General features: G+C 70.2%; 1 protein-coding gene. It reads left to right on the forward strand.

Annotation, left to right across the window (positions count from 1 at the left end; all coding sequences use genetic code 11):
- Positions 1-97: 97 nt before the first annotated feature.
- On the forward strand, positions 98-26,425 hold the full coding sequence (locus tag AC1DWC_RS17895; RefSeq protein WP_477910173.1) for a non-ribosomal peptide synthase/polyketide synthase: 26,328 nt from the start codon (positions 98-100) through the stop codon (positions 26,423-26,425).
- Positions 26,426-26,590 lie beyond the last annotated feature (165 nt).

Here is a 26,590-nt window from a genome sequence, read left to right on the forward strand (position 1 = left end):
GGAGGACCTGTTGTCTGCTGCGGATCTGACTCGATCGATCTCTAGCCTCGCCTCGGACCGTCCGGACGTGATCGTGGTGTCCGTCGATGGAATGTCGGTGACGTACCGAGAGCTCGACGAGCGGCTGCAGATGCTGGCCGGGCCGCTTGCCGAGAGGGGCATGGACGCAGACGCCATCGTGTCGGTGGTGCTGACCGGGCTGGTCCCCACGATCGTCGCGGCAGAGGGCGGGATCGGTGCGGTCCTCGACCGGATCGCACAGGACGCGACGTCGCTCGCCCCCGCCGAGGACGTGGGTGAGGAGTCTGCCCCGGCAACGCTGGTGGATGCGTTCGAGGCGCAGGTCGCACGCACCCCGGACGCCGTCGCGATCGAGAGTGACGGTGTGGTCTGGACCTACGCGGAGTTCGCCGCGCATGTCAACCGGTTGGCACGGCTGCTGATTGCGGAGGGGGTGGGTCCCGAGTCCCTGGTCGCGCTGGGCTTCCGTCGTTCGCTCCAGATGATGGTGGCGATGTACGCCGTCGTCAAGGCTGGTGGCGCCTACGTCCCGATCGATCCGGATCACCCGGCGGAGCGCATCAAGGACGTGCTTGCCACAGCGGGGGCTGTCTGTGTGCTGACCCGCTCGAGCGAGGCAATGCCCTGGCCGGAGGACGCTGTCGTCCTCGACCTCGATGCGCTCGACACCACGGCTTACGCAGCAGGGCCGGTCACCGACCACGAGCGGTTGCGGCCCTTGCGCGCCGCGAACCCCGCGTACGTCATCTTCACCTCCGGCTCGACGGGGCACCCCAAGGGTGTGGCAGTCCCGCACTCCAACGTGGTTGGTCTGATCGCACGTCGCCAGGGCCTGTACTCCCTCGGCACCGACGACCGCGTGCTGCAGAAGACACCGGTCACCTTCGACGCATCCGTCCGCGAGCTGTGGTGGCCGCTCGCTACCGGCGCCCGACTGGTGCTGGCTTCGCACGACGGTCATCGTGATCCCAGGTACCTCGCGGAGGCGATCGACAGGCACGGCATCACTGTGATGCATTTTGTCCCTTCGATGCTCGAGCTGTTTGTGGCGTCACTCCGGCCGGGCGAGTGCGGTTCCCTGCGCGAGATCTTCAGCGGTGGCGAGGAGATGTCGCCGCAGCTGCTGGCACAGTTGCACGCTGCACTGACTGCCCGCGTCAACAATGAGTACGGCCCGACCGAGTTCACCGTCTCGGGTACTCGACACGGCACCACCACGCAGGACGAGACGTCCGTCCGGGTTCCGATCGGTACGCCCTACGAGGGCCTGCAGGGCTACGTCCTGGACCGGCGTCTGAGGGAGGTACCGGTCGGAATCGCCGGCGAGCTGTACCTTGCCGGACCTCAGGTTGCCCGCGGTTACGTCGGCCGGGCCGATCTGACGGCCGCCAGGTTCGTTGCCAACCCGTTCGGTGATGCCGGTTCGGTCATGTACCGCACCGGCGACGAGGTACGCCGCCGCAGTGACGACAACCTCGAATACATGGGCCGCACCGACTTCCAGGTCAAGGTCCGGGGCTTCCGAATCGAGCTCGGCGAGATCGAGGCCGCGCTTCTACGCGACCGGCGGGTACGCCGCGCGGTCGCGCTGGTCGACACGGACAGAGTCGGCTTCGACCGGATCGTGGCGTACGTGGTGCCCGCGGACGGTGACGAGGTGGATCCGGGCGAGGCACGCGTGCAGGTCGCAGGAGTGCTGCCCGAGTACATGGTGCCCGCGACTGTGATGGTGCTCGACGAGCTGCCGATCACTTCGCACGGCAAGTTGGACCGCAGGGCGCTGCCGAAGCCGGACTTCGGAGCCAATGCACAGGTCTATCGCGAACCTGCCACGCATGCCGAGACAGTGGTGGCTCAGATCTTCGCCGAGATCCTCGGTGCGGATCGGGTCGGTGCCGACGACTCGTTCTTCGAGAGCGGCGGCAACTCCCTGTCGGCAACCCGGGTGGTGGCCCGCGTCAACGCCGAGATGGGGTCCGACGCGACCCTGCGTGACCTCTTCGACACCCCCACCGTGTCAGGATTTGCGGCACTGGCGGAATCCACGGCCGGAACCGGCCACGCCCGGCCGGAGTTGCGTGCTGTCGAGCGTCCGGAGCGACTTCCGCTGTCCCTCGCGCAGGCCCGGATGTGGTTCATCAACCAGTTCGACACCACTTCGCCCGCATACAACGTGCCGTTGGGTATTCGCCTGGTCGGCGACTTGGACGTCGACGCACTGCGCGCCTCGGTGGCGAGTGTGCTCGAGCGGCACGAGTCGTTGCGAACGGTGTTCCCCGACGACGGCCACGGACCCAGCCAGGTGATCCTGCCCGCGGCCGCCCTCGATCTCGGCCTCGAGCCCGTCGCGGTGACGAGTGAGCAGGACCTGGCGGCACAGGTTTCGGAGTTGGCCTCGCGTGGGTTCGACGTGACCACCGAGATCCCGGTCCGGCCGCGCCTGTTCCGTCTGGGCGACACCGAGCACGTGCTCTTGTTCCTGGTGCATCACATCTCCTCGGACGGTGCCTCGATGGCGCCGCTGGCGCGCGACGTGATGGCGGCGTACACGAGCTGGACTCACGGGAAGGCTCCCGACTGGGAACCTCTGGCGGTGCAGTACGCGGATTACGCGATCTGGCAGCGCGAACTGCTGGGTAGCGAGGACGACTCGGAGTCGTTGGTAGCCGCCCAGGTTCGGTACTGGGTCGATGAGCTTGCCGGGATCCCCGATGTGCTGCCGTTGCCGACGGACCGGAAGCGGCCCGCCGTGACGTCCATGAGTGGCGGTCGCGTCGAGTTCGATGTCGATGCGGAGTTGCACAGGCGTTTGCTGGAACTCTCGCGCGAGTACGGGGCAACCCTGTTCACGACGGTCCACGCCGCGTTCGCGCTGCTGCTCTCGAAGATCTCCGGTACGGACGACATCGTCATCGGCACCCCGATCGCGGGTCGTGGCGAGCGTGAGCTCGACGACATGGTCGGCATGTTCATCAACACCCTGGCCCTGCGAACCGTGGTGGACCCGTCCGCGACCTTCGCGGACATGCTGACGTCGACCAGGGAATCCGACCTGGGGGCGCTGGGGCACGCGGAGGTTCCCTTCGAGCGGCTGGTGGAGATTCTCGCGCCGGAGCGGTCGACCGCGCACGCGCCGATCTTCCAGGTTGTGATTGCGCTCGAGAACACGGAGCCGGCCGTCCTGGAACTGCCGGGGCTGACAGTCAGCGCGGTCGACCCCGGGGTCACCTTCGCCAAGTTCGACCTGCAGCTCTCGATCGGCGAGAACACCGACGGGTCGGGCATGACCGGTTCCTTCGTCTACGCCACCGACCTTTTCGACGAGGCCAGCGTCCGTGTTCTCGGCGAGCGGTTCGTCCGACTGCTCGGCGAGGTGGTCGTGGATCCGTCCGTCGTGGTGGGTGACGTGACGATCACCGACCCCGCCGAGCATGCAGCGCTGGTGCCGGTGACCGGTCCGGCTGCCGTCGCGCCGGTGACCCTGCCCGAGCTGTTGGGTGCAGCCGTCGCAGACCGCGACGCGACTGCCCTGGTCTTCGGCGACCGCACGATGTCCTACGGCGAGCTCGACGATCGCTCGAACGCCCTGTCTCGCATGCTGATTGCACGCGGCGTCGGCCCCGAGTCCTTCGTGGCCCTGGCGATCTCCCGCTCGATCGAGTCACAGATCGCTCTGTGGGCGGTGGCGAAGTCCGGAGCCGCGTTCGTGCCGATGGATCCGGCGTACCCGTTCGACAGGCTCGAGCACATGGTCACCGACTCGGGGGCAGCGGTCGGCCTGACGGTGGCCGAGCACGTCGGCGACCTGCCCGAGACCACCTGGCTGGTGCTCGACGACGACCACTTTGTCGCAGAGTGGGAGAGCACGTCGACCGCGCCGCTCACCGATGCGCATCGCAACGCACCGATCCTGGTCGACAACACGGCGTACGTCATCTACACGTCGGGGTCGACGGGTCTGCCCAAGGGCGTCGTGGTCACCCACCGTGGCCTGGTGAACTTCGTGGCCGAGCAGGTGAGACGGTACGAGCTGTCCAGCTCGGCCCGGGTACTTCACTCGTCGTCACCGAGCTTCGACGCATCACTTCTCGAGCTGCTCATGGCGGTCGGCTCGAGCGCCGTCCTGGTGATCGTGCCGTCCGGGGTGTTCGGCGGCAGTGAGCTCGCCGAGATCATCGCCCGCCACCGGGTCACGCATGCCTTCATCACTCCGTCCGCTGCGTCCGCGCTTTCCCCGCAGGGACTCGACTCGTTGCGGTACCTCGTCATGGGTGGCGAGGCGTTGACCACGGAGCTCGTCGAGCGGTGGGCACCCGGGCACCGGCTGCACAACGCCTACGGCCCCACCGAGGCGACGATCATGGTGACCACCGGCGATGCGATCGCCGCCGGAGACCCGTTGACCATCGGCGAGCCCATCCAGGGTGTGTCCGCCGTGGTCCTCGACGGCCGGCTGCGGCCGGTGCCGCTCGGCGTCGCCGGTGAGCTCTACGTATCGGGGACCCAGACCGCGCGCGGTTACCACGACCGTCCGGCTCTCACGTCGGACCGCTTCGTCGCCGACCCGTTCGGTGCGCCCGGAAGTCGGATGTACAGGACCGGCGACGTGGTCCGCTGGGTGGACCGCTCCGAGGCGGGTGACCTTTCCCGACTCGAGGTCGAGTACATGGGTCGCAGCGACTTCCAGGTGAAGGTGCGTGGTTTCCGGATCGAGCTCGGCGAGATCGACGCCGCACTGTCCGCACACGAGTCGGTCGACTTCGCGGCCACCATCGGCCGCAGCGGGCCGTCGGGTGCGACGGTCCTGGTGGCCTACGTGGTGCCGGCGCCCGGCACGACCGTCGACCCCGCCGCGCTGACCGCGTACGTGGCGGAGGCACTGCCGGCGCACATGGTCCCCGCAGCAATCGTCGTGCTGGAGTCGGTGCCGCTGACAGTCAACGGCAAGCTGGACCGCAAGGCGTTGCCGGAGCCGGTCTTCGGCTCTGCCGTGGATTCGTACGTCGCGCCGTCCACGCCGGTCGAGACGATCCTCGCCGGTCTGTTCGCCGAGGTGCTCGGCGTCGACAGGGTGGGCGTGACGGACTCGTTCTTCGCGCTCGGCGGTGACTCCATCGTGTCCATCCAGCTGGTGTCCCGAGCGAAGGCCGCGGGCGTGCTGATCAAGGCCCGGGACGTCTTCGAGCGCAAGACCGTCGGCGGGCTGGCACAGGTCGCCACCCTCAGCGCCGACGGCGACGGACCGGTGGTCCTCGCCGAACTGCCCGGCGGCGGTGTCGGCGACATGCCGCTGCTGCCGGTGGCCCGTTGGGCCCACGACCGCGGGGCGGGCTCGCGCTTCTCGCAGGCAGTGCTGCTCACCGCGCCGATCGGCCTGCACCGCGCCCGGCTCGCCGAGACCCTCGCGGCCGTGCTCGACCAGCACGACGTTCTCCGTGCCCGGCTGATTCCCGCCGACGGCGACGGCGACGCGGTTCTGCGCACCGGCCCGGCCGGGTCGGTCGAGGCGGACCCGCTGCTCGTCCGCGTCGAGTTCGATGCCGACTCCCTGCCCGGCACACCGGGATTCGAGGCCCTCGCTGCGGCAGGCCTCGACGCGGCCGCGGACCGGCTGGACCCGGTCGGCGGTGTGATGGTGCAGGTGGTGTGGTTCGAGCCGGCCGCCTCGCTCGACGGTGTCAACGGCCGACTGTTGATCGTGGTGCACCACCTCGCGGTGGACGGAGTGTCGTGGCGACTGCTGGTGCCCGCGTTGGCCGCCGCATGGGGTCAGCTCGAGGCCGATGAGGTGCCCACGGCCGAGCCCACGGTCACGTCCGCCCGACGCTGGGCGCACGCACTGGTGGAGCAGGCCCAGGCCCCGGCGCGTGTTGCCGAGCTCGAATACTGGCGTGGGCTTGTCGCCGAACCCGAGGCGCCGCTCGGCTCCCGAGCGCTGGACCCGGCGGTGGACACGATTGCCACCGTCGAGTCGGTGACCACCGAACTGCCTGCCGACATCACGGACGCCTTGCTGACCGCGGTGCCGGCGAAGTTCCGCGGCGGCGTGCAGGACGGACTGCTGGCAGCACTGGCGCTCGCGGTCGCGCTCTGGAAGCGGGACCGCGGGACCACGGACGCCTCGACGCTGATCACCCTCGAGGGCCACGGACGTGAGGAACAGGTCGCACTCGGCGCCGATCTCTCGCACACCGTCGGCTGGTTCACCAGCGTCTACCCGGCCCGTCTCGACCTCACCGGGATCAACCTCGACGACGCTCTCGCCGCCGGCCCGGCGGCGGGGCAGGCAGTCAAGGCTGTCAAGGAGCAGCTGCTCTCCGCCCCCGACCACGGGATCGGCTACGGCCTGCTTCGGTACCTGAACCCGGAGACCGCGGCGGAGCTGGGCGAAGGTGCCCAGCCGCAGATCACCTTCAACTATCTGGGCCGGTTCGGCACCGACGAGTTGTCCGACGAGGTCCGTGCCCTCGGCTGGATCCCGGTCACCGACGGCGGCCGACTCGGCGGCGCCGCCGACCCGACGATGGCCGCCGCCGCGGCGCTGGACGTGAACTCGTCCATCCAGGCAGGGGGCGGACTGTCGACGACCTTCAGCTTCCCCCGCGCGCTGCTGACCCGCGCCGAGATCGCCGAGCTGGTAGAGCTGTGGCGACAGGCGGTGACGGCGATCGCCGAGCACGCCCGCACCGAGGGATCGGGCGGGCTCACCCCGTCCGACCTGACGCTGGTCGACCTGACTCAGGACCAGATCGACGGCCTCGAGACCCGGTACCCGGAGCTCGAGGACGTCTGGTCGCTGTCCCCGCTGCAGCAGGGGATGCTCTTCCACGCCCTGCTGGCGGCCGGGTCGACCGACGACGTCGACGTGTACACCGCCCAGTTCGTCATGAACCTGGCGGGCGAGGTGGACCTGGCCCGGCKCGGCCGGGCCGCCGACAGGCTTGTCCTGCGGTACCCGAACCTGCGGACCGCCTTCGTGATCGACGAGACCGCCGGTGCACTGCAGCTGGTGACGAACGGCGTGTCGGTCCCGATCGGCACGGTCGACCTGAGCGGGTTCAGTGGCGCCGCCCTCGAGGCAGAGCGGCTGCGGGTGCTCGACGCCGATCGGACCACCGGATTCGACATGGCCGCAGCACCGTTGCTGCGTCTGACCCTGCTCGAGTTGGCACCCGGACGCTCACAGCTGGTGTTCACCAACCATCACGTGGTCGTCGACGGTTGGTCGACGCCGATGGCCATCCGCGAGCTGATGACGCTGTACGCCCTGGACGGGGACGACTCGGCGCTCCCGCGACCGCGGTCCTACCGGGACTACCTGGACTGGCTCGCTGCCCAGGACCGGGCGCAGTCGCTGCAGACCTGGCGTCAGGCGCTGGCCGGACTCGAGGATCCGACCCTGCTCGCGCCGGCTACCCGGGGCGGCAAGCACGAGTCCGTCCCGGCGCAGATCGAACGAGCGCTGACCGCCGAGCAGACGGTCGCGGCCGAGGCACTGGCCGCCGAACTCGGTGTCACCCTGAACACCCTCGTCCAGGCCGCCTGGGCGGTGGTGCTGGGCACACTGACCGGGCAGGACTCGGTGGTCTTCGGAGCGACGGTCTCTGGCCGGCCGCCGGCGCTGGCCGGGGTGGAGTCGATGATCGGTCTGTTCATCAACACCATTCCCGTCGCGGTACGCCTCGACCCCGGTACCACCGTGCGCTCGTTCCTGACGGGCCTGCAGGCCGAGCAGGCGGGACTGCTCGAGCACCACTTCCTGGGTCTGGCGGACATCAACAAGGCGGCGGGTCCGGGCGCGCAGTTCGACACCGCGCTGCTGTACGAGTCGTATCCGGTCGACACCGCGGGGTCCGGTGGCGATGTCGACATCGCCGGGGTCCGGTTGCTCGGCGTGGAATCCGCAGCGGCCAGCCACTTCCCGCTCTCGATCGCGGTGGCACCGTCGCAGGGGCGACTGCACTTCGCTGCCAAGTTCCAGCGTGAGGTGTTCGACGAGGACGTTGTCGCCGCGCACCTGGACCGGGTGCTGCGGGTGCTCGGTGAGTTCACGGCGCGGCCCGACACCCAGCTCGGCGCGCTTGCGCTGCTGTCCCCGGCGGAGTCGGTCCAGATGGCCGGGTGGAACGAGACGGTCGGCAACGCGGTCGAGGGGACGCTGGTCGACCTGTTCGACGCACAGGTCCGTGCCACCCCGGACGCCCCGGCGCTCGTCTCCGAGACCGAGACGGTGACCTACGCCGAATTCGACGCGCGGGTCAACCGACTGGCTCGCTACCTGATCGAGCAGGGTGTGGGCCCGGAGTCGTTGGTGGGTCTGGGTATTCGCCGATCCGTGCACCTCATGGTCGGCATGTACGCGGTCGCCAAGACCGGTGCGGCCTACGTCCCGGTCGACCCGGATGCACCTGCCGAGCGTATCGAGCACGTCGTCGCGGCCGCCGGCCTGCAGATGCTGCTGAGCACCTGCGCGGATGCGGTCTCCGCACCCGCCGGCGTCCGGGTGATCGATGTCGACACGGTCGAGGTGTCCGGGCGGGCCGCCGGGCCGATCTCCGATGCAGAGCGGATCGCACCGCTGCATCCGGAGAACCCCGCCTACGTCATCTTCACCTCGGGCTCGACCGGACTCCCGAAGGGTGTTGCGGTCGCGCACAGTTCGGTGGTCAACATGCTGCGTTGGCGGCAGGACACCTACCGATTGACCGCCGCCGACACGCTGATGCAGAAGACGCCGTTCACCTTCGATGCTTCCGTGCGTGAGTTCTGGTGGCCGCTGACCTCCGGCGCCCGCCTGGTGATCGCGACGCCGGACGGGCACCGCGACCCGCGGTACCTCGCTCAGGCCGTGGTGGAGCACGGCATCACCGCGATGCACTTCGTGCCCAGCATGCTCGAGGTGTTCGTCTCGGCGATCGAGCCCGGTGAGTGCGACTCGCTGCGCATGGTGTTCTGCGGTGGCGAGTCCCTGCCGCCGCGTCTGCTCGCCGACTTCTCCGCGGTCTGCTCCGCGGAGGTGCACAACGAGTACGGCCCCACCGAGTCGACGGTCACGGCAACCCGGTGGGGGACCGGGCCGGCGGACGTGTCCGGTCAGCGAGTGTCCATCGGCACCCCGCAGGCGAACGTCACTGCCTACGTGCTCGACGCTGCGCTCCGACAGGTTCCGGTCGGGGTGACAGGTGAGCTCTATCTGGGCGGCGCACAGGTCGCCCGTGGGTACGTCGGGCGGCCCGACCTGAGTGCGGAACGGTTCGTCGCAGATCCCTTCGGTCCGTCCGGCGGACGGGTGTACCGGACCGGGGACCTGGTGTCCCGGCGCGCGGACGGCACCCTCGAGTACGTCGGTCGCGGCGACTTCCAGGTCAAGCTGCGTGGTATCCGCATCGAGCTCGGCGAGATCGAGGGCGTGATCGCAGCAGACCCCCGGGTGGGTCGGTGCGCGGTGCTGTTGCGTACGAGCGAGCAGGGGGTCGACCGCCTGGTCGCCTACGTGGTGGCGGAGCCGGACGCGGCACTCGATCCGGCCGCGGTCCTCGAGATCGCGGCGCGGGCGCTGCCGGACTACATGGTGCCGGCGGCGGCACTGGTGCTCGACGAGTTGCCGCTGACGGTCAACGGCAAGCTCGACCGGCGGGCTCTACCGGATCCGGACTTCGGTTCGGGCGGTGAGGACTACCGGGCGCCGGCCACCGCCGCCGAGGAGATGGTGGCGACGGTCTTCGGTGACCTGTTGTCGGTTTCGCGAGTCTCCGCCACCGACAGCTTCTTCGCACTCGGTGGCGATTCGCTGGTGGCGACCCGTGCGGTGGCCCGGGTGAATGCGGCCTCCGGCGGCACGGTGAACCTGCGGGACCTGTTCGAGGATCCGACCGTGGCCGGCCTCGCACGCCGGGTGGAACGGTCCGGCGCCGCAATCGGCAACCGTCCCGCGCTGGTACGGCGGCCGCGACCGAGCCAGATCCCGCTGTCGTTGGCGCAGCAGAGGATGTGGTTCATCAATCAGTTCGACACCGATTCTCCCGCCTACAACATTCCCCGGGCGATCCGGTTGTCGGGGCCGCTCGACCTCGGCGCGATGCGGACCGCGCTCACCGACGTGCTGGACCGTCACGAGTCGCTGCGCACGGTGTTCCCGGACAGCGAGTCCGGTCCGCACCAGGTGGTCCTCGGCCTCGACGACCTCGATCTCGGGGTCGAGGTGGTCCCCGTCGCCGAGCGTGACGTGATGGACAAGATGCGCGCGTTCGCCACCCTCGGATTCGACGTAGCGGCCGAGATTCCTTGGCGAGTGCGAATTTTCGCGATCTCCGACACCGAGCATGTGCTGCTCGTCTCGATGCATCACATCTCGTCCGACGGCGCCTCGGTGGCACCGATGGCGCGCGATCTCATCACGGCCTATCTCGCTCGGGCCGCCGGTACGGCGCCGGCGTGGGCGCCGCTGGAGATCCAGTACGCGGACTTCAGCATCTGGCAGCGCGAAGCGCTCGGCGACGAGTCCGATCCGGACTCGACGGTGTCCCGTCAGATCGGGTACTGGCGCGACCGGCTCGAGGGTATTCCGGAGGTGCTCGAGCTGCCCACCGACCGGGTTCGTCCGGCCGAACCGTCCTACCGAGGCAAGGCTGTCGAATTCCGCCTCGACGCGGACCTGCATCGGGAGCTCCGGGACCTGGCCCGTACCCACGGGGCGAGCCTCTTCATGGTGCTGCACGCGGCGTACGCGGTGCTGCTCGAGCGCCTCAGCGGTCAGCACGACATTGTCATCGGCACCCCCGTTGCCGGCCGTGGTGAGAAGGCGCTCGACGACCTCGTCGGCATGTTCGTCAACACGCTGGTGCTGCGCACGACGCTCGATTCGGATCAGAGCTTCGCCGATCTGCTCGGTGCTGTCCGCTCTGCAGACGTCGATGCCTTCAGCAACGCCGAGGTCCCGTTCGAGCGGCTTGTCGAGGTGCTCGACGTGCCGCGCTCGAGGGCCCACACGCCGCTGTTCCAGGTCGGGCTGTCGCTGGCCAACAACGAGCGCGCCACCTTTGCGCTGCCGGGTCTCGAGGTCAGCATCGTCGACTCGCCGCTGACCGTTGCCAAGAGTGACCTGCAGCTCAGCCTCGGCGAGGACCCGGACGTCGACGGCGGGGCAGCAGGCATCTCCGCCCTGCTCGACTACGCCACCGACCTGTTCGACGAGTCCACCGCCCAGTCGTTCGTGGATCGATTCGTGAGGATCCTGCGTGCGGTGGTGGCGGCCCCGAGCACCGCGATCGGCGCGCTCGAGGTGCTCTCGGCGGAGGAACGTCGCGAGCTGACCACGCCCGCGCCTGTGGAGACCGCGCCGTACACCATGGCCGCGCTGTTCGGCGAGGCCGTTCAGCTGGACCCGGAAGCCGATGCGCTGGTCTACGGCGAGACGGTCTGGACCTACCGCGAGCTCGATGAACGCTCGAACCGACTGGCCCGCGAACTGATCGAATGCGGCGCCGGCCCCGAGACCGTCGTCGGCTTCGTACTGAGGCGTTCGCTCGAGTCGGTGCTGGCGATCTGGGCGATCGCCAAGACCGGGGCCGCCTACATGCCGGTCGACCCGCGCTACCCGCTCGATCGGATCGCGGAGATGGTGCAGGACTCGCGCGCGGTCGCCGTGGTGACCGTCGGCGAGCACACGGACCGGTTGCCGGCCGGTGTGCAGGCGGTGGTCCTCGATGACGCCCTGACCGCGGCCGCAGTGGCAGGTCGGTCCGCCGGCCGTATCGAGGCGGGCGAGCTGGCCGGCCCGGTGCACGTCGACAACACTGCATACGTCATCTACACGTCGGGTTCGACCGGTAAGCCGAAGGGCGTGCTGGTGACGCACCGCGGCTTCGCGACCTTCCTGGCCGACATCGTGCAGCGGTACGGCGCCACCAACGAGTCGCGGTTGCTGCACGTGTGCGCGCCGAACTTCGACGCCTCCGTGGCGGAGTTGCTCTCCGCGTTCCGTGTCGGCGCCACCCTGGTTGTTGCCCCCGCGGACGTCTTCGGCGGTGAGGAACTTGCCGAACTGGTCCGCGCGGAGCGGGTGACCGGGATGATCATGACCCCGACGGCGTTGGCCACCGTGGATCCCACGGGTCTCGAGAGCGTGCGTGCCGTCATGGTCGGCGGTGACGTGTGCACCCCCGAGCTGACCTCGCGGTGGGCGCCGGGGAGGACCTTCCACAACGCGTACGGTCCCACCGAGACGACCATGGTCGTGACCTGCACCGAGCCGCTGGTGGCCGGTGAGCCCGTCACGATCGGCGCGCCGATGGCCGGGGTCTCCGCACTGGTGCTCGACGCGAGGCTACGGCCGGTGCCGGTCGGGGTGCTCGGCGAGCTGTATCTCGCCGGGCCGGACCTGGCCCGTGGCTACCACGACCGGTTCGCCCAGACCGCCGACCGGTTCGTCGCCCACCCGTTCGGCGGCACCGGTGACCGCATGTACCGCACCGGTGACGTGGTGCGCTGGACGCCGGCCGGTGAACTGGAATACATCGGTCGCAGTGACTTCCAGGTGAAGGTGCGCGGCCTGCGCGTCGAGCTCGGCGAGATCGACAACGTGCTCGGCGAACTGCCCGAGGTGGACTTCGTCGCCACCATCGCGCACACCCTGCCGAGCGGTACCGCGGTGCTGGTGGCGTACGTGCTGCCGACGGCGGGCCACGAACTGGACCGCACGCGGCTCCTCGGCCATGCGGCAGGGAACCTGCCCGCACACATGGTGCCGTCCACCCTCGTCGAACTCGACGAGATCCCGATGACCACCAACGGCAAGTTCGACCGTAAGGGATTGCCGGAGCCGGTATTTGAGCTGTCAGGCGAGTTCGTCGCGCCGCGGAATCCGGTCGAGGAGGTCATCGCGGCCGTCTTCGCGGACGTCCTCGGAGTCGATCGGGTCTCGGTCGACCAGAACTTCTTCGACCTGGGTGGCAACTCGCTGGTGGCCACCCGGGTGGCAGCCCGGGTCGGAGCCGCGCTCGGTGTCCGAGTCGGTGTCCGGATGCTCTTCGACGCCCCCACCGTGGTGGCGCTCGCCGCACGCGTGTCGGTGCTCGCCGGGGCCACGGACCGGCCGGAGCTGACGGCTCGGCCGCGGGGCGAGCGGATCCCGCTCTCGCTCGCGCAGCAGCGGATGTGGTTCCTCAACCAGTACGACACCGCGGCGGCCACCTACAACATCCCGCTCGGCGTCCGGCTGACCGGCGCGCTGGACGTGGTGGCCATGGAGGCGGCGCTGCGGGACGTGGTGGAACGACACGAGTCCCTGCGTACCGTGTTCCCCGCCGACGCCGCCGGTCACCCGCAGCAGGTGGTTCTGGGGGTTGCCGAGTCGGGCGTGCGGCTGGAACAGCTCTCGGTCACCGAGGCCGAGCTGACCGCGCGGGCGTTGGAGTTCGGCGCCCGCGGTTTCGACGTCACCACCGAGGTGCCGGCACGGGCCGCGCTGTTGGCACTGGCGCCGGACCAGCATGTGCTGCTGATGGTGGTGCACCACATCAGCGCCGACGGTGCGTCGATGGCACCGCTGGCTCGTGACGTGATGATGGCCTACCTCTCCCGCACCGCCGGCACCGCGCCGCAGTGGGAGCCGCTCGCGGTCCAGTACGCGGACTTCGCGCTCTGGCAGCGCGAGGTGTTCGGGTCCGAGTCGGACCCGCAGTCGGTGCTGTCCCAGCAGATCGCGCACTGGCGCGACGCACTGGCCGGTCTGCCGGACCTGCTCGAGCTGCCGCTGGACCGGCCCCGCCCGGCCCGCACGACGGCCGGCGGCAGGGTGGCCTTCGAGGTGCCGGCGGAGCTGGCCACGCAGGTCGACGCATTGGCCAGGTCGGCCGCCGCGACTCCGTTCATGGTGCTGCACGCCGTGTTCGCGGTGCTGCTGCAGCGGCTGACCGGGGCCGAGGACATCGCGGTGGGCACCGCGGTCGCCGGTCGCGGCGAGGAGGCGCTCGACCCGATCGTCGGCATGTTCGTCAACACGCTGGTGCTGCGCACCCCGATCGCCCCGGCGGCCACGTTCGCGGAGGTGCTGGCCACCACCCGCGAGGCGGACCTGCAGGCCTTCTCGCACACCGACGTGCCCTTCGAGAGGCTGGTCGAGGTGCTCAACCCGCCACGGTCGACCTCCTACGCGCCGCTGGTGCAGGTCTCGTTCGGCGTGGAGAACATGGAGTCCGCGACCTTCGAGCTGCCGGGCCTGACGGTCGAGGCGCTGGCGTCCGACCTGGGCGAGGCCAAGGACGACCTGGAGCTGGCGCTGTCGCCGCGGGTGACCGCGGACGGCACGCCGGACGGCTACGCGGGCGTCTTCCGTTACGTGAGTGACCTGTTCGACCGCGCGAGCGTCGAGTCCATGGCGCGGTGGTACGTCCGGATCCTCGCCGAGGTCGTGGCGGATCCGCAGCGGGCGATCGGTGACGTCGAGGTGCTCGACACCGCCGACCTGGAGCGGTCGCTGCACGCACCGAACCGCACCACCGTGCCGCTGCCCGCCGTCACGCTGACACAGCTGATCGACGAGGCGGCCGCCCGCACCCCGCAGGCGCCGGCGTTCACCTTCGAGGACCGGACGCTGAGCTTCGCGGAGTTCGACGACCGGGCGAACCGCCTGGCCCGGCACCTGATCTCGATGGGTGTCGGCCCGGAGCAGCGGGTCGTCCTCGCGGCCCGGCGGTCGATGGAACTGCTGGTGGGCATGTACGCGGTGCTCAAGGCCGGCGGCGCCTACGTGCCCGTGGACCCGGAGCAGCCGGCCGAGCGACTGGCCGCGGTGTTTGCCCTCGCCGAGCCGGTGTGTGTGCTGAGCACCCGTGCCGACGCCACCGGTCTGCCCGCGGGCGTGCCGGTACTCGAGTTGGACGCGGTCGAACTCGACGGGTACGCCGGTACGCCGGTCACCGACGCCGAGCGGCGCGCGCCGCTGCGGCCGGAGAACGCGGCCTACCTGATCTTCACCTCGGGCTCGACGGGCACCCCGAAGGGCGTGACCATCGAGCACCGTGCCGTCGTGAACTTCCTGCTGTGGATGCAGGGGGAGTACGGGTTCGGTTCCGACGACGTCGGTCTGCACAAGACCCCGGTGGTCTTCGACGCCTCGGTGTGGGAGCTGTACCTGCCCTTCATCTCCGGCGCCCGCCTGGTGATCGCGCGCCCCGACGGGCATCGTGATCCCGAGTACCTGGTCGAGACGATTCGGCGCTGGGGCGTGACCTCCCTGGACTTCGTGCCGTCGATGCTGGCGCTGTTGGTCGGCGAGGGCGGGCAGGGGCTGCCGGAGTCGGTGCGGATGCTCTCCGTCGGCGGCGAGGCGCTGCCGCCGGAGCTGTCCGCACGCACCCACCGGGTCTCGGACGCGGTGCTGGACAACCAGTACGGCCCGACCGAGGTCACCGTCGTCTCTACCGTCTTCCGTACCGACGGCACCGAGACCGGCACCGTCCCGATCGGTGGTCCGGTCTGGAACACCCAGGCCTACGTGCTCGACACCCGCCTGCGTCCGGTGGTCGGCGGTGCCGCCGGTGAGCTGTACCTGGCCGGCGCGCAGCTGGCCCGCGGTTACCACGGGCGCCCCGATCTGTCCGCCGAGCGGTTCGTCGCGAACCCGTTCGGCGCGCCCGGTGCGGCCATGTACCGCACCGGCGACCTGGCCCGCTGGAACGCGGCCGGCGAGTTGGAGTACCTGGGCCGCACCGACTTCCAGGTGAAGGTGCGTGGTCTGCGCATCGAGCTCGGGGAGATCGAGTCGGTCCTGCTCGGTGACGAGGCCGTCGACCAGGCCGTCGTTCTGGCCGTGGACACCGATCGAGGCCAGCGGCTGGCAGGCTACGTGGTGCCGGTCGCCGGAGCGATTGTCGACGTCGCCGAGCTGACCGCCCGGGCCGCTCGAGTGCTGCCCGCGTACATGGTCCCCGACGCGCTTGTGGTGCTCGCGGCGATGCCGCTGACCGTCAACGGCAAGCTGGACCGGCGGGCACTGCCGGAACCGGAGTTCACCGCCGCGACGGCCGAGTACGTGGCGCCCGCCAACCCCACCGAGAACACCCTCGCCCGGGTGTTCGCAGAGGTGCTCGGCGTGGACCGGGTCGGTGCCGACGAGTCGTTCTTCGCGCTCGGTGGCGACAGCATCATGTCGATCCAGTTGGTCTCGCGTGCCAAGGCAGCGGGGCTGGTGCTCACCGCCAAGCAGGTGTTCGAGCACAAGACCGTCGCGGCGCTGGCGCGGGTTGCCGCGTCCGCGGCCACCGCGACGGTGCTGGCCGAGCTGCCCGGCGGCGGCATGGGCCAGGCCCCGTTGACGCCGATCATGCATCACATGGCCGAGCAGGCCGGCGGGCACTCGCGGTTCTCCCAGACGGCGTACGTGACCCTTCCGGTGGGCATCGACGCGGCCACGGTGGCTGCGACTGTCGAAGCCGTGGTCGACCGGCACGACGCGCTGCGGATGCGGTGGGTCGCCGACACGGATGGCGCACCGGTTCTCGAGTTCGCCGCTCCCGGCTCCGTCGAGGCGGCCGGGCTCATCCGTCGCGTCGAGTTCGCGGCCACCGGGTCCGACGACTTCGCCGAGCTGGTCCGGGCCGAGTTCGACGCCGCCGCGGATCGGCTTGCCCCGGAGGCCGGCGTGGTTGCCCAGTTCGTGTGGTTCGACCCGGCGGACGCCACCGCCAACGGCCGGCTGCTCATGATGGTCCACCACCTGGCGGTCGACGGTGTCTCCTGGCGGATCCTGTTGCCGGACTTCGCCACTGCCTGGGGCCGGCTGGTCTCCGGTCAGCAGCCCGAGCTGACCGGGCCGGTCACCTCGGTGCGCCGCTGGGCGCACGGCCTGGTCGAGGCCGCGGCGTCCCCGCAGCGGGTCGCGGAGCTCGATCACTGGCGCGGCGTGCTCGCCGGGCCGGACCCGGTACTCGGCGCACGTCCGGTCGACCCCGCGGTCGACGTAGTCGCGACCGTCGAGACGGTCCGGTTGACGGTGTCCGCGGAGACCACCGCGGCACTGTTGACCACGGTGCCGGAGGTCTTCGGCGGTGGTGTCAACGACGGACTGCTCGCGGCGCTGGCGCTTGCCATGGCCCGGTGGCGTGCACGTCGCGGCATCACCGAATCCGCGACGCTGATCGGGCTCGAGGGTCACGGCCGCGAGGAGGACGCCGTCCCCGGTGCCGACCTCTCCGGCACCGTCGGCTGGTTCACTTCGCTCTTCCCGGTACGCCTGGATCTTGCCGACGTCGACATCGACGCGGCGTTCGCCGGCGGGCCCGCGACGGGGGCGGCGGTCAAGCTGATCAAGGAGCAGTTGCGCGCCGTGCCGGACAAGGGCATCGGCTACGGGCTGCTGCGCTACCTCAACTCGGCAACCGCCGAGGAGCTGGCCGGATACGCGGCTCCGCAGATCGGGTTCAACTACCTGGGCCGCACCGGCGCAGTCGAGATCACCGACGAACTGCGGGCGGTGGGCTGGGTGCCCGCCGACGACGGCTTCCACCTCGGCTCCGCGCTGGACGCCGACATGGAGACGACCGCGCTCGACATCAACGCCGTCGCCGCGCAGGTCGACAACGAGGAACGGCTGACGGCCGGGTTCACGTTCCCGACCGGGGTGCTCGGCACCGCCGAGGTCACCGAGTTGGCCGAGCTCTGGCGCGACGCCCTGACCGCGGTGGCAACCTGTGCCGCCGAACCCGGTGCGGGTGGGCTCACCCCGTCCGACCTGCCGCTGGTCTCGCTGACCCAGCGCCAGATCGAATGGTTCGAGCAGCGCTTCCCGGAACTTTCCGACGTGTGGTCGCTGTCCCCGCTGCAGTACGGCATGTTCTTCCATGCGGAGCTTTCCGAGGAGGCCGTCGACGTCTACACGGCACAGATGTCGCTGCGGCTGGGCGGTGTGGTGGACGCGGAGCGGATGCGCCGTGCCGGCCAGGCACTGATCGACCGGCACGCGAGCTTCCGTACCGCGTTCGTCGCCGACGAGTCCGGGGCCGTGGTCCAGGTGGTGCTCGACCGGGTCGAGCTGCCGATGACCGTCGTAGACCTGTCGGCACTGGCGCCGGCGGAGCGTGCGGCCGAACAGGCCCGGATCCTCGAGGCCGACGCGCTGGCCAAGTTCGACCTCGCCCAGCCGCCGCTGATCCGGTTCACGTTCTTCACCCTCGGTGAGGGGAACTACGAGCTGGTGATGACCAATCACCACATCGTGATCGACGGATGGTCCACTCCGTTGCTGCTCAAGGAACTGCTGGTGCTGTACGCCGCCGACGGCGACGGCTCCGTGCTGCCGTCGGTCCGGAGCTACCGGGACTTCCTGACCTGGCTGGACGAGCAGGACCTCGGCCGCTCCCGGCAGGCCTGGGCGGACTCGTTGTCCGGCGTGGACGGTCCGACCCTGCTGGTCTCGGGCGACCGGGGCCGGCAGCAGGACAGCATTGCCGGCCAGTTCCACACCGAACTGTCCGAGGAGAAGACAGCACGGCTGGTCGAGCGGGCACGTGAGCTGGGCGTGACGCCGAACACCGTGGTGCAGAGCGCGTGGGCGATCCTGCTCGGCGCACTCACCGGCCGCGAGGACGTGGTCTTCGGTGCCACCGTGTCGGGTCGGCCGCCGGAGATCGCCGGCGTGGAGTCGATGATCGGACTGTTCATCAACACGGTCCCGGTGCGGGTGCACCTCGACCCGGCGGAGACCGTGGCCGAGCTGCTGGTGCGGCTGCAGGGCGAGCAGATGTCGCTGCTCGACCACCACTACGTGGGCCTGACCGACATCCAGCGCGCCGCGGGCGAGGCCGCGATGTTCGACACCCTCGCGGTGTTCGAGTCGTTCCCCGTCGACATGGCGGGCGCGACTGCGGAGACCGACATCGCCGGTATGCGGGTGACCGGGTTCGGCGGCGCCGACGCCGCCCACTACCCGGTCACGCTCACCGCCGGCCTGGGTGCGACGTTGCGGCTCAAGCTGATCCACGCCCCCGAACTCGTCGATGCGGACGCGGTCCGGGTGCTCTCCGAACGCCTGCTCCGAGTGCTCGACGCGATCGCGTCGGATCCGGTCGTCGCGGTTGGCGACGTCGAGGTCACCGACGGGGCGGAGCGGGCGGCACTGGCGCCTGTTTCCGGGCCGGCGGGCACGTCGGCAGTGACGCTGCCCGCGATGCTGGCCGAGGCCGCTGTCGACCGGGACGCCGTCGCCCTGGTGTTCGGCGACCGCACGCTCAGCTACGGCGAGCTCGACGACCGCTCGAACGCCCTGGCACGGCTGCTGATCGAGCGGGGTGTCGGTGCCGAGTCGTTCGTCGCGCTGGCGTTGCCGCGCTCGATCGAGTCGCAGGTGGCGTTGTGGGCGGTGGTCAAGTCCGGGGCGGCCTTCGTGCCCATGGACCCGGCGTACCCGCCGGAGCGGATCGAGCACATGGTCACCGACTCGGGTGCGGTGCTGGGTCTGACCGACTCCGAGAACGTCCGGGGTCTGCCGGCCGCCGAGTGGCTGGTACTCGACGACCCCGACTTCCTCGAACTGTGGGGACGGCAGTCCGTCGCCGAGGTCACCGACGCCGACCGCCGCATTCCGGTGTCGGTGGACCATGCGGCGTACGTCATCTACACGTCCGGATCGACCGGTCTGCCGAAGGGCGTGGTGGTCAGCCACGAGGGCCTGAACAACTTTGCAACCGAGCAGCGTGAGCGCTACTCGGTGACCGCGAAGTCCCGCGCACTGCACTTCTCGTCGCCGAGCTTCGACGCGTCCATGCTCGAGTTGCTGCTCGCGGTGAGCGCGGGTGCCGCGCTGGTGATCGTGCCGCCGGGTGTGTACGGAGGCGGCGAACTGGCCGAGGTCATCACCGCAGGCGGCGCGACCCACGCGTTCATCACGCCCGGCGCGTTGGCATCGCTCTCGCCCGACGGACTCGACTGCCTGCAGCACCTTGTCGCCGGAGGCGAGGCGGTCCCCGACAGCCTGGTCGAGGTCTGGGCGCCGGGGCGCAACTTCTACAACGGGTACGGCCCCACCGAGACGATCATCATGGTCGCGATCAGCCGGGCCTTGACCACCGCGGGCAGGCTCACCATCGGTGGTCCGATCCGCGGCATGTCCGCGATGGTCCTGGACCGGCGTCTGCACCCGGTGCCGGTGGGCGTGGCCGGGGAGCTCTACGTCTCCGGAGTTCAGATGGCCCGCGGCTACCTGAACCGTCCGTCACTCACGTCGGACCGCTTCGTGGCCAACCCGTTCGGGGAGCCCGGTGACCGGATGTACCGGACCGGCGACGTGGTGCGCTGGGTGGAGGGCGCCGGGGCGAGCGCAGCGACGGGGGATGCGACCGCCGGACTCGAGATCGAGTACGTGGGCCGCAGCGACTTCCAGGTGAAGGTGCGCGGATTCCGTATCGAACTCGGCGAGATCGACGCGGCGCTGTCGGCACACGAGTCGGTGGAGTTCGCCGTCACGGTGGGCCGAACGGGACCGTCCGGTGCGACGGTTCTGGCTGCCTACGTGGTGCCGGTGTCCGGTCGAACGGTCGATCCGATTGCACTGACCGAATTCGTGGGGCGGACGCTGCCCTCGCACATGGTGCCGTCGGCGATCGTCGTACTCGACGCGATCCCGCTGACCGTCAACGGCAAGGTCGACCGGAAGGCGTTGCCGGAGCCGGACTTCGGCTCTTCGGTGACCACCTATGTCGCGCCTTCCACCCCGGCCGAGGAGCTTCTCGCCGGTCTGTTCGCCGAGGTCCTCGGGGTCGACCGGGTCAGCGTGGCGGACTCCTTCTTCGCGCTCGGCGGCGACTCCATCGTGTCCATCCAGTTGGTGGCGCGGGCCAAGGCTGCGGGTCTGGTGATCCGCACACGGGACGTCTTCGAGCGCAAGAACGTGGCGGCCCTCGCGCAGGTCGCGACCCTCGTCTCGGAGGGCGCCGAGATCGTCACGCTGGCCGAGCTGCCGGGTGGCGGCGTCGGCGACCTGCCGCTGACCCCGATCATGCGCTGGATGACCGAGCGGTCGGGCCGGCACGACCGGCTGCTGATGCCGGCCTACCTGGCACTGCCCGACGGTGTCGACCGTGCCCGACTGATTGCCACGCTGGCCGCGGTCACCGCGCGGCACGACATGCTGCGTGCGTCGATTCCCGTTGTCGACGGCCCGCCGGTGGCGCGGGTGAGCGCGTCCGTGGACGTCGACGCACTGGTCGAGCGGGTCGAGTTCGACGACTCCGCGCTGCCCGGCACCCCGGGCTTCGACGCCCTCGCCGCGCCTGCCATGGAGGCGGCCGCGGCCGCGCTGGACCTGACATCGGGTTCGGTGATCCGGTACGTCTGGTTCGATCCGGCGCCCGGCACTTCGGGAACCGGCCGACTGCTGCTCGTCGCGCACCACCTCGTGGTGGACGGCGTGTCCTGGCGGATCCTGGTCGGTGACCTCATCACGGCCTGGCAGTCCGTGGTGGCCGGCGCGGAGCCCGCACTGGCCCCCGTCGGGACCTCGATGCGCCGCTGGGCCCACGGCCTCGCGGAGGAGGCGGTCAGTCCCCGGCGCGAGGCGGAGGCGGACTACTGGCGTTCGGTGGTGGGGACTGCGGACCCGCTGCTGACGCAGCGTCCGCTGGACCCGACGGTCGACCTGTTCTCGGAGGTCGCCCAGGTTCGGGTGACGCTGTCCGAACGGACCACCGACGCGCTGCTCACCGCAGTGCCCGCGGCCGTTCGCGGCGGGGTCAACGACGGCCTGCTCGCGGCCCTGGCGCTGGCCACCGCGGCCTGGCGTCGGACTCGCGGTCAGGAGGACGTGGCGTCCACGTTGATCAAGCTCGAGGGCCACGGCCGCGAGGACGACCTGCTGCCCGGCGCGGACCTCTCCCGCACCGTCGGGTGGTTCACCAGCATGTTCCCGCTGCGCCTGGACCTGGCGGGCGTCGACGTCGACGACGCGCTCGCCGGTGGCGACTCGGTGGCTGCCGCGCTCAAGACGGTCAAGGAGCAGTTGCTGGCCGTGCCGGACAAGGGCATGGGATACGGCCTGCTGCGATACCTGAACCCGCGGACGGCACCGGAGTTGTCCGTGCACCAGCTGCCGCAGATCGGTTTCAACTACCTCGGGAAGATGTCGGGTGGCGAGGAGACCGGCGGGGGCCTGCCGATCGGTTGGCTGCCCGCACCCGCGGGTGAGCTGTCGGCAACGGCCGTGGCGGACGACGACATGCCGGCCGCGGCCGCGGTCGACATCAACGCCGAGGTGGCAGGGACCCGTTTGACGGCGTCGTTCGCGTACCCGTCGAGCCTGCTCACCGAGGCCGAGGTCTCGGAGTTCGCGGACCTGTGGGTCCGTGCACTCGAGGCCTTGGCGCAGTGGGCAACGCCGGACGACCGTCCGCGGACGCCCGCGTTCACGCCGTCCGACCTGCCGCTGGTCTCGATCAGCCAGGGCGAGATCGACAAGCTGGAGGCGCGCTACCCGACGCTGGCAGACGTCTGGTCGTTGACCTCGTTGCAGCAGGGCATGCTCTTCCACGCGGTGCTGGCGGAGAGTTCGACGTCGCTGGACGTGTACACCTCGCAGTTGGCGATCGGGCTCGGTGGCGTCGTGGACGCAGATCGGATGCGGGCCGCCGCGCAGGCGCTGGTGGACCGGTACCCGAACCTGCGGGCCGGCTTCGTCCACGACGAGCACGGCAATGCCCTGCAGGTGGTCGTGGAGGACGCGCCGGTGCAGTTCCGCCGCGTCGACCTGACTGGCTTCGGCGCCGACGAGATGCAGGCCCGGAGGCAGGAACTGCTGGAGCAGGACCGGGTCGCCCGGTTCGACCTGACGGCGCCGCCGCTGATGCGGTTCACGCTGATCGGGAAGCCGGACGGCAACTACGACCTCGTGATGACCACCCACCACATCCTGGTGGACGGCTGGTCGATGCCGCTGATCCTCAAGGACCTGGTGGTGCTCTACGCGACGCACGGCGACGGCTCGATGCTGCCGCCGGTCCGCTCCTACCGGGACTTCCTGGAGTGGCTGTCGGAGCGGGACGCCGATGCCTCCCTGGAGGCGTGGGCCGGCTCGCTCGAGGGCGCCGAGGATCCGACGCTGCTCGCCTCTGCGGACCGCGGCCGTTCGCAGTCCGTGATGCCGGACGTGGTCCAGCTCGAACTCGCTGCCGACCGCACCGCCGAGCTCTCGGCCCTCGCGCGGGACCTGGGGGTCACGCTGAACACCGTCGTGCAGACGGTGTGGGGCCTGGTCCTCTCGCGGCTGATCGGCCGGGACGACGTGGTGTTCGGCGCCACGGTGTCGGGCCGTCCGGCGGCACTGTCCGGTGTCGAGTCGATGGTCGGCATGTTCATCAACACGCTGCCTGTACGGGTGCGGCTCGACCGGGGCGAGACCCTGACTCAGCTGCTCTCCCGGGTGCAGGTCGAGCAGGCGGACCTGCTCGACCACCACTTCGTGGGGCTTCCCACCATCCAGCAGCGCGCGGGTGCCGGCGCGGTGTTCGACACCATCACGGTGTTCGAGTCCTACCCGGTGGATGCCGCGGGAGCAGATGTCACGGACATCGACGGCATGCGGCTGCTGGGTGTGGAGGGCGAAGACGCCAACACGTTCCCGCTGTCGCTGTTCGTCGAGGTCAACGACGGCATTCGGATGGACGCCAAGTTCCTGCCGGACGTGTTCACCCGTGCGGACATGCAGTCCGTGGTGGACCGGATCGACCGGGTGCTGGCCACCCTGGTGGCGGCGCCGCAGAGCACGGTCGCCGAACTCGAGGTGCTCTCGGACTCCGAGTTGCGTCAGCTCGACGAGTGGAACGCCACCGATCACCCCGTTCCGGCGGCCACCCTGGCCGACCTGTTCGACGCCCAGGTTCGCCGGACGCCGGACGCGGTGGCGTTGGTGTTCGAGGGCGAGGAGCTGACCTACGCCGAGTTCGACGCGCGGGCCAACAGGCTGGCCCGGCACCTGATCGACCTCGGCGTCGGTCCGGAGTCGATGGTGGGTCTGGGCATCAGGCGTTCGCTGGAGCTGATGGTCGGCATGTACGCGATCGTCAAGGCCGGCGGTGCCTACGTGCCGATCGACCCGGACCATCCGGCGGATCGCACCGACTACGTGCTGGCGACGGCTGATCCGGTGTGCGTGCTGACCACCACGCGGGACCGGTTCGAGGTTGACCCGGGGCTGACTGTGCTCGAGATCGACAGTCTGGACACTTCGGGCTACGACCCGGCGCCGATTGTCGACGCGGACCGGCGGGCGCCGCTGCACCTGGACAACGCGGCTTACGTGATGTTCACGTCGGGGTCGACCGGCAAACCGAAGGGCGTCGAGCTGACGCATCGGGCGATCGTCAACCAGCTGGTGTGGAAGCAGTCCGAGTACGGTCTCGGCACCGACGACGTCGTGCTCCAGCAGATCGCGATGACCTTCGACGTGTCGGTCTGGGAGTTCTTCTGGGGCCTGCAGAACGGTGCCCGGCTGGTCATCGCCAAGCCGGACGGACACAAGGACCCGACGTACCTGGCGAAGCTGATCGCCGAGTACTCGGTGACCACGGCGACCTTCGTGCCGTCACCGCTCGGTGTGTTCGTCGCGATGGTGGAGGCCGAGGCACTGCGCACGCTGCGGCGGGCGTTCGTGATCGGCGAGGCGCTGCCGCCGGAGACCGTGGCGCGGTGGTACCAGCTCACACCTGCCGGCCTGCACAACATGTACGGGCCGACCGAGGCGGCGGTCTCGGTGACCAACTGGCGCTCGCGCGCCGAGGACACCGTCACCACGCCGATCGGTCTGCCGCAGTGGAACGTGCAGGCGTACGTGCTCGATGCCGGGCTGCGTCCGACCCCGGAGGGTGTCGCGGGCGAGCTCTACATCGGTGGCCCGCAGCTGGCCCGCGGTTACCTGACCCGACCGGACCTGACCTCGGACCGCTTCGTCGCCAACCCCTTCGGAGCGGCGCCCGGCGGGGAGCGGATGTACCGGACCGGTGACTTGGTGCGGCGCCGATCGGACGGGGTGCTCGAGTACATCGGGCGCACCGACTTCCAGGTCAAGCTGCGGGGTCAGCGGATCGAGCTCGAGGAGATCGAGTCGGCGGTGCTCGCACATCCGGCGGTCCTGCAGACCGCGGTGCTGGTGGTCCAGGACAAGCGGACGGGCGATCAGCTGGTGGCCTACGTGGTGCCGGAGGGTGGACAGTCGGTGCAGTCGGACGAGCTCAAGACGTTCGTCGGCGCCGCCCTGCCCGTCTACATGGTTCCGAACGCGGTAGTCGTCCTCGACGAGTTCCCGCTCAACGCGAGCGGCAAGCTCGACCGGAAGCAGTTGCCGGTTCCGGAGTTCGGAGACACCGGTGAGTACCGGGCCCCGACGACGGAGACGGAGATCGCGGTGGCCGAGGTACTGGCCGAGGTGCTCGGGCTCGAACAGGTGTCGGTCGACGCGTCGTTCTTCGACCTCGGCGGAAACTCGCTGACCGCGACCCGGGTGATGTCCCGGCTCACCGAGGTCCTCGGAGTGCCGGTGCCGTTGCGGGCTGTGTTCCTCGACCCGACCCCGGCAGGTATCGCGGCCGCGGTCGACGCCGAGCGGACCGGCACCGCGCCCGCCGTGGACATGTTCGACGTGCTGCTGCCGATCCGTCCGGTGGCCGGGACCCCGGCCGGTCGCGTGCCCGTGTTCGCGGTGCACCCGGTGCTCGGATTGTCGTGGGCGTACTCGGGGCTCGCGACCGCGCTCGGTGGCAACGTCCCGGTCTACGGACTGCAGTCGCCGGCCGCATCGGGCGACACCGCCGTGCCGTCCTCGATCGAGGAGATCGCGGCACGCTACGTCGCCGAGATCCGCACCGTGCAGCCGGAGGGACCGTACCGGCTGGTGGGCTGGTCGCTCGGCGGCGTCATCGCGCATGCGATGGCAGCACAGTTGCAGGACGCGGGGCAGCGGGTGGACCTGCTCGCCATGCTGGACAGTTTCGCCGGCGGGTCGGCGGACGCGCTCGGCACGGGCACCGTCAGCACCGGGGAGATCCTCGGCGGGTTCGGCATCGAGGCAGTGGGCGGACTGGATCCGGAGACCGCCGGCATCGAGGATCTGCTCGAGTTGCTGCGTGGCACGGGCGACGGCCCGCTGGCCGGGGTCACTGAGCAGTGGCTGACGTCGATGGTGGCCACGGCGACCGTCTCGACGGAGCTGATGCGGGCATACGTGCCCACGCCGGTCGACGCCGACCTGCTGCTGTTCACGGCGGCCCGGGACCGGGCTGATGACACAGTGGGACCGCAGTCGTGGGCGGGCGCAGTGACCGGGGAGATCGTGCACACCCCGGTGCCGGTCACGCACTGGTCGATGCTCAGCCCCGACGCTCTCGCGGTGATCGGTCCGCGGTTGCGGGAGGCGCTCGGCTGACCCGACAGGTCGAGGTGGTGAGCCCCGGTCCTTCCGGGCGGGGGCTCACCACAGTCGGACTTCGTCAACAGCTTGGCTTGCCGCTCGGTCGCCGTGGAAAGAGCGGTACGCGGTGTGAGTGAACGACGCTGCGACATGCCCAGCGGAGGCCGTCGCTCGCGCAGT

The organism is Rhodococcus sp. P4_C10 (genome assembly GCF_056402135.1).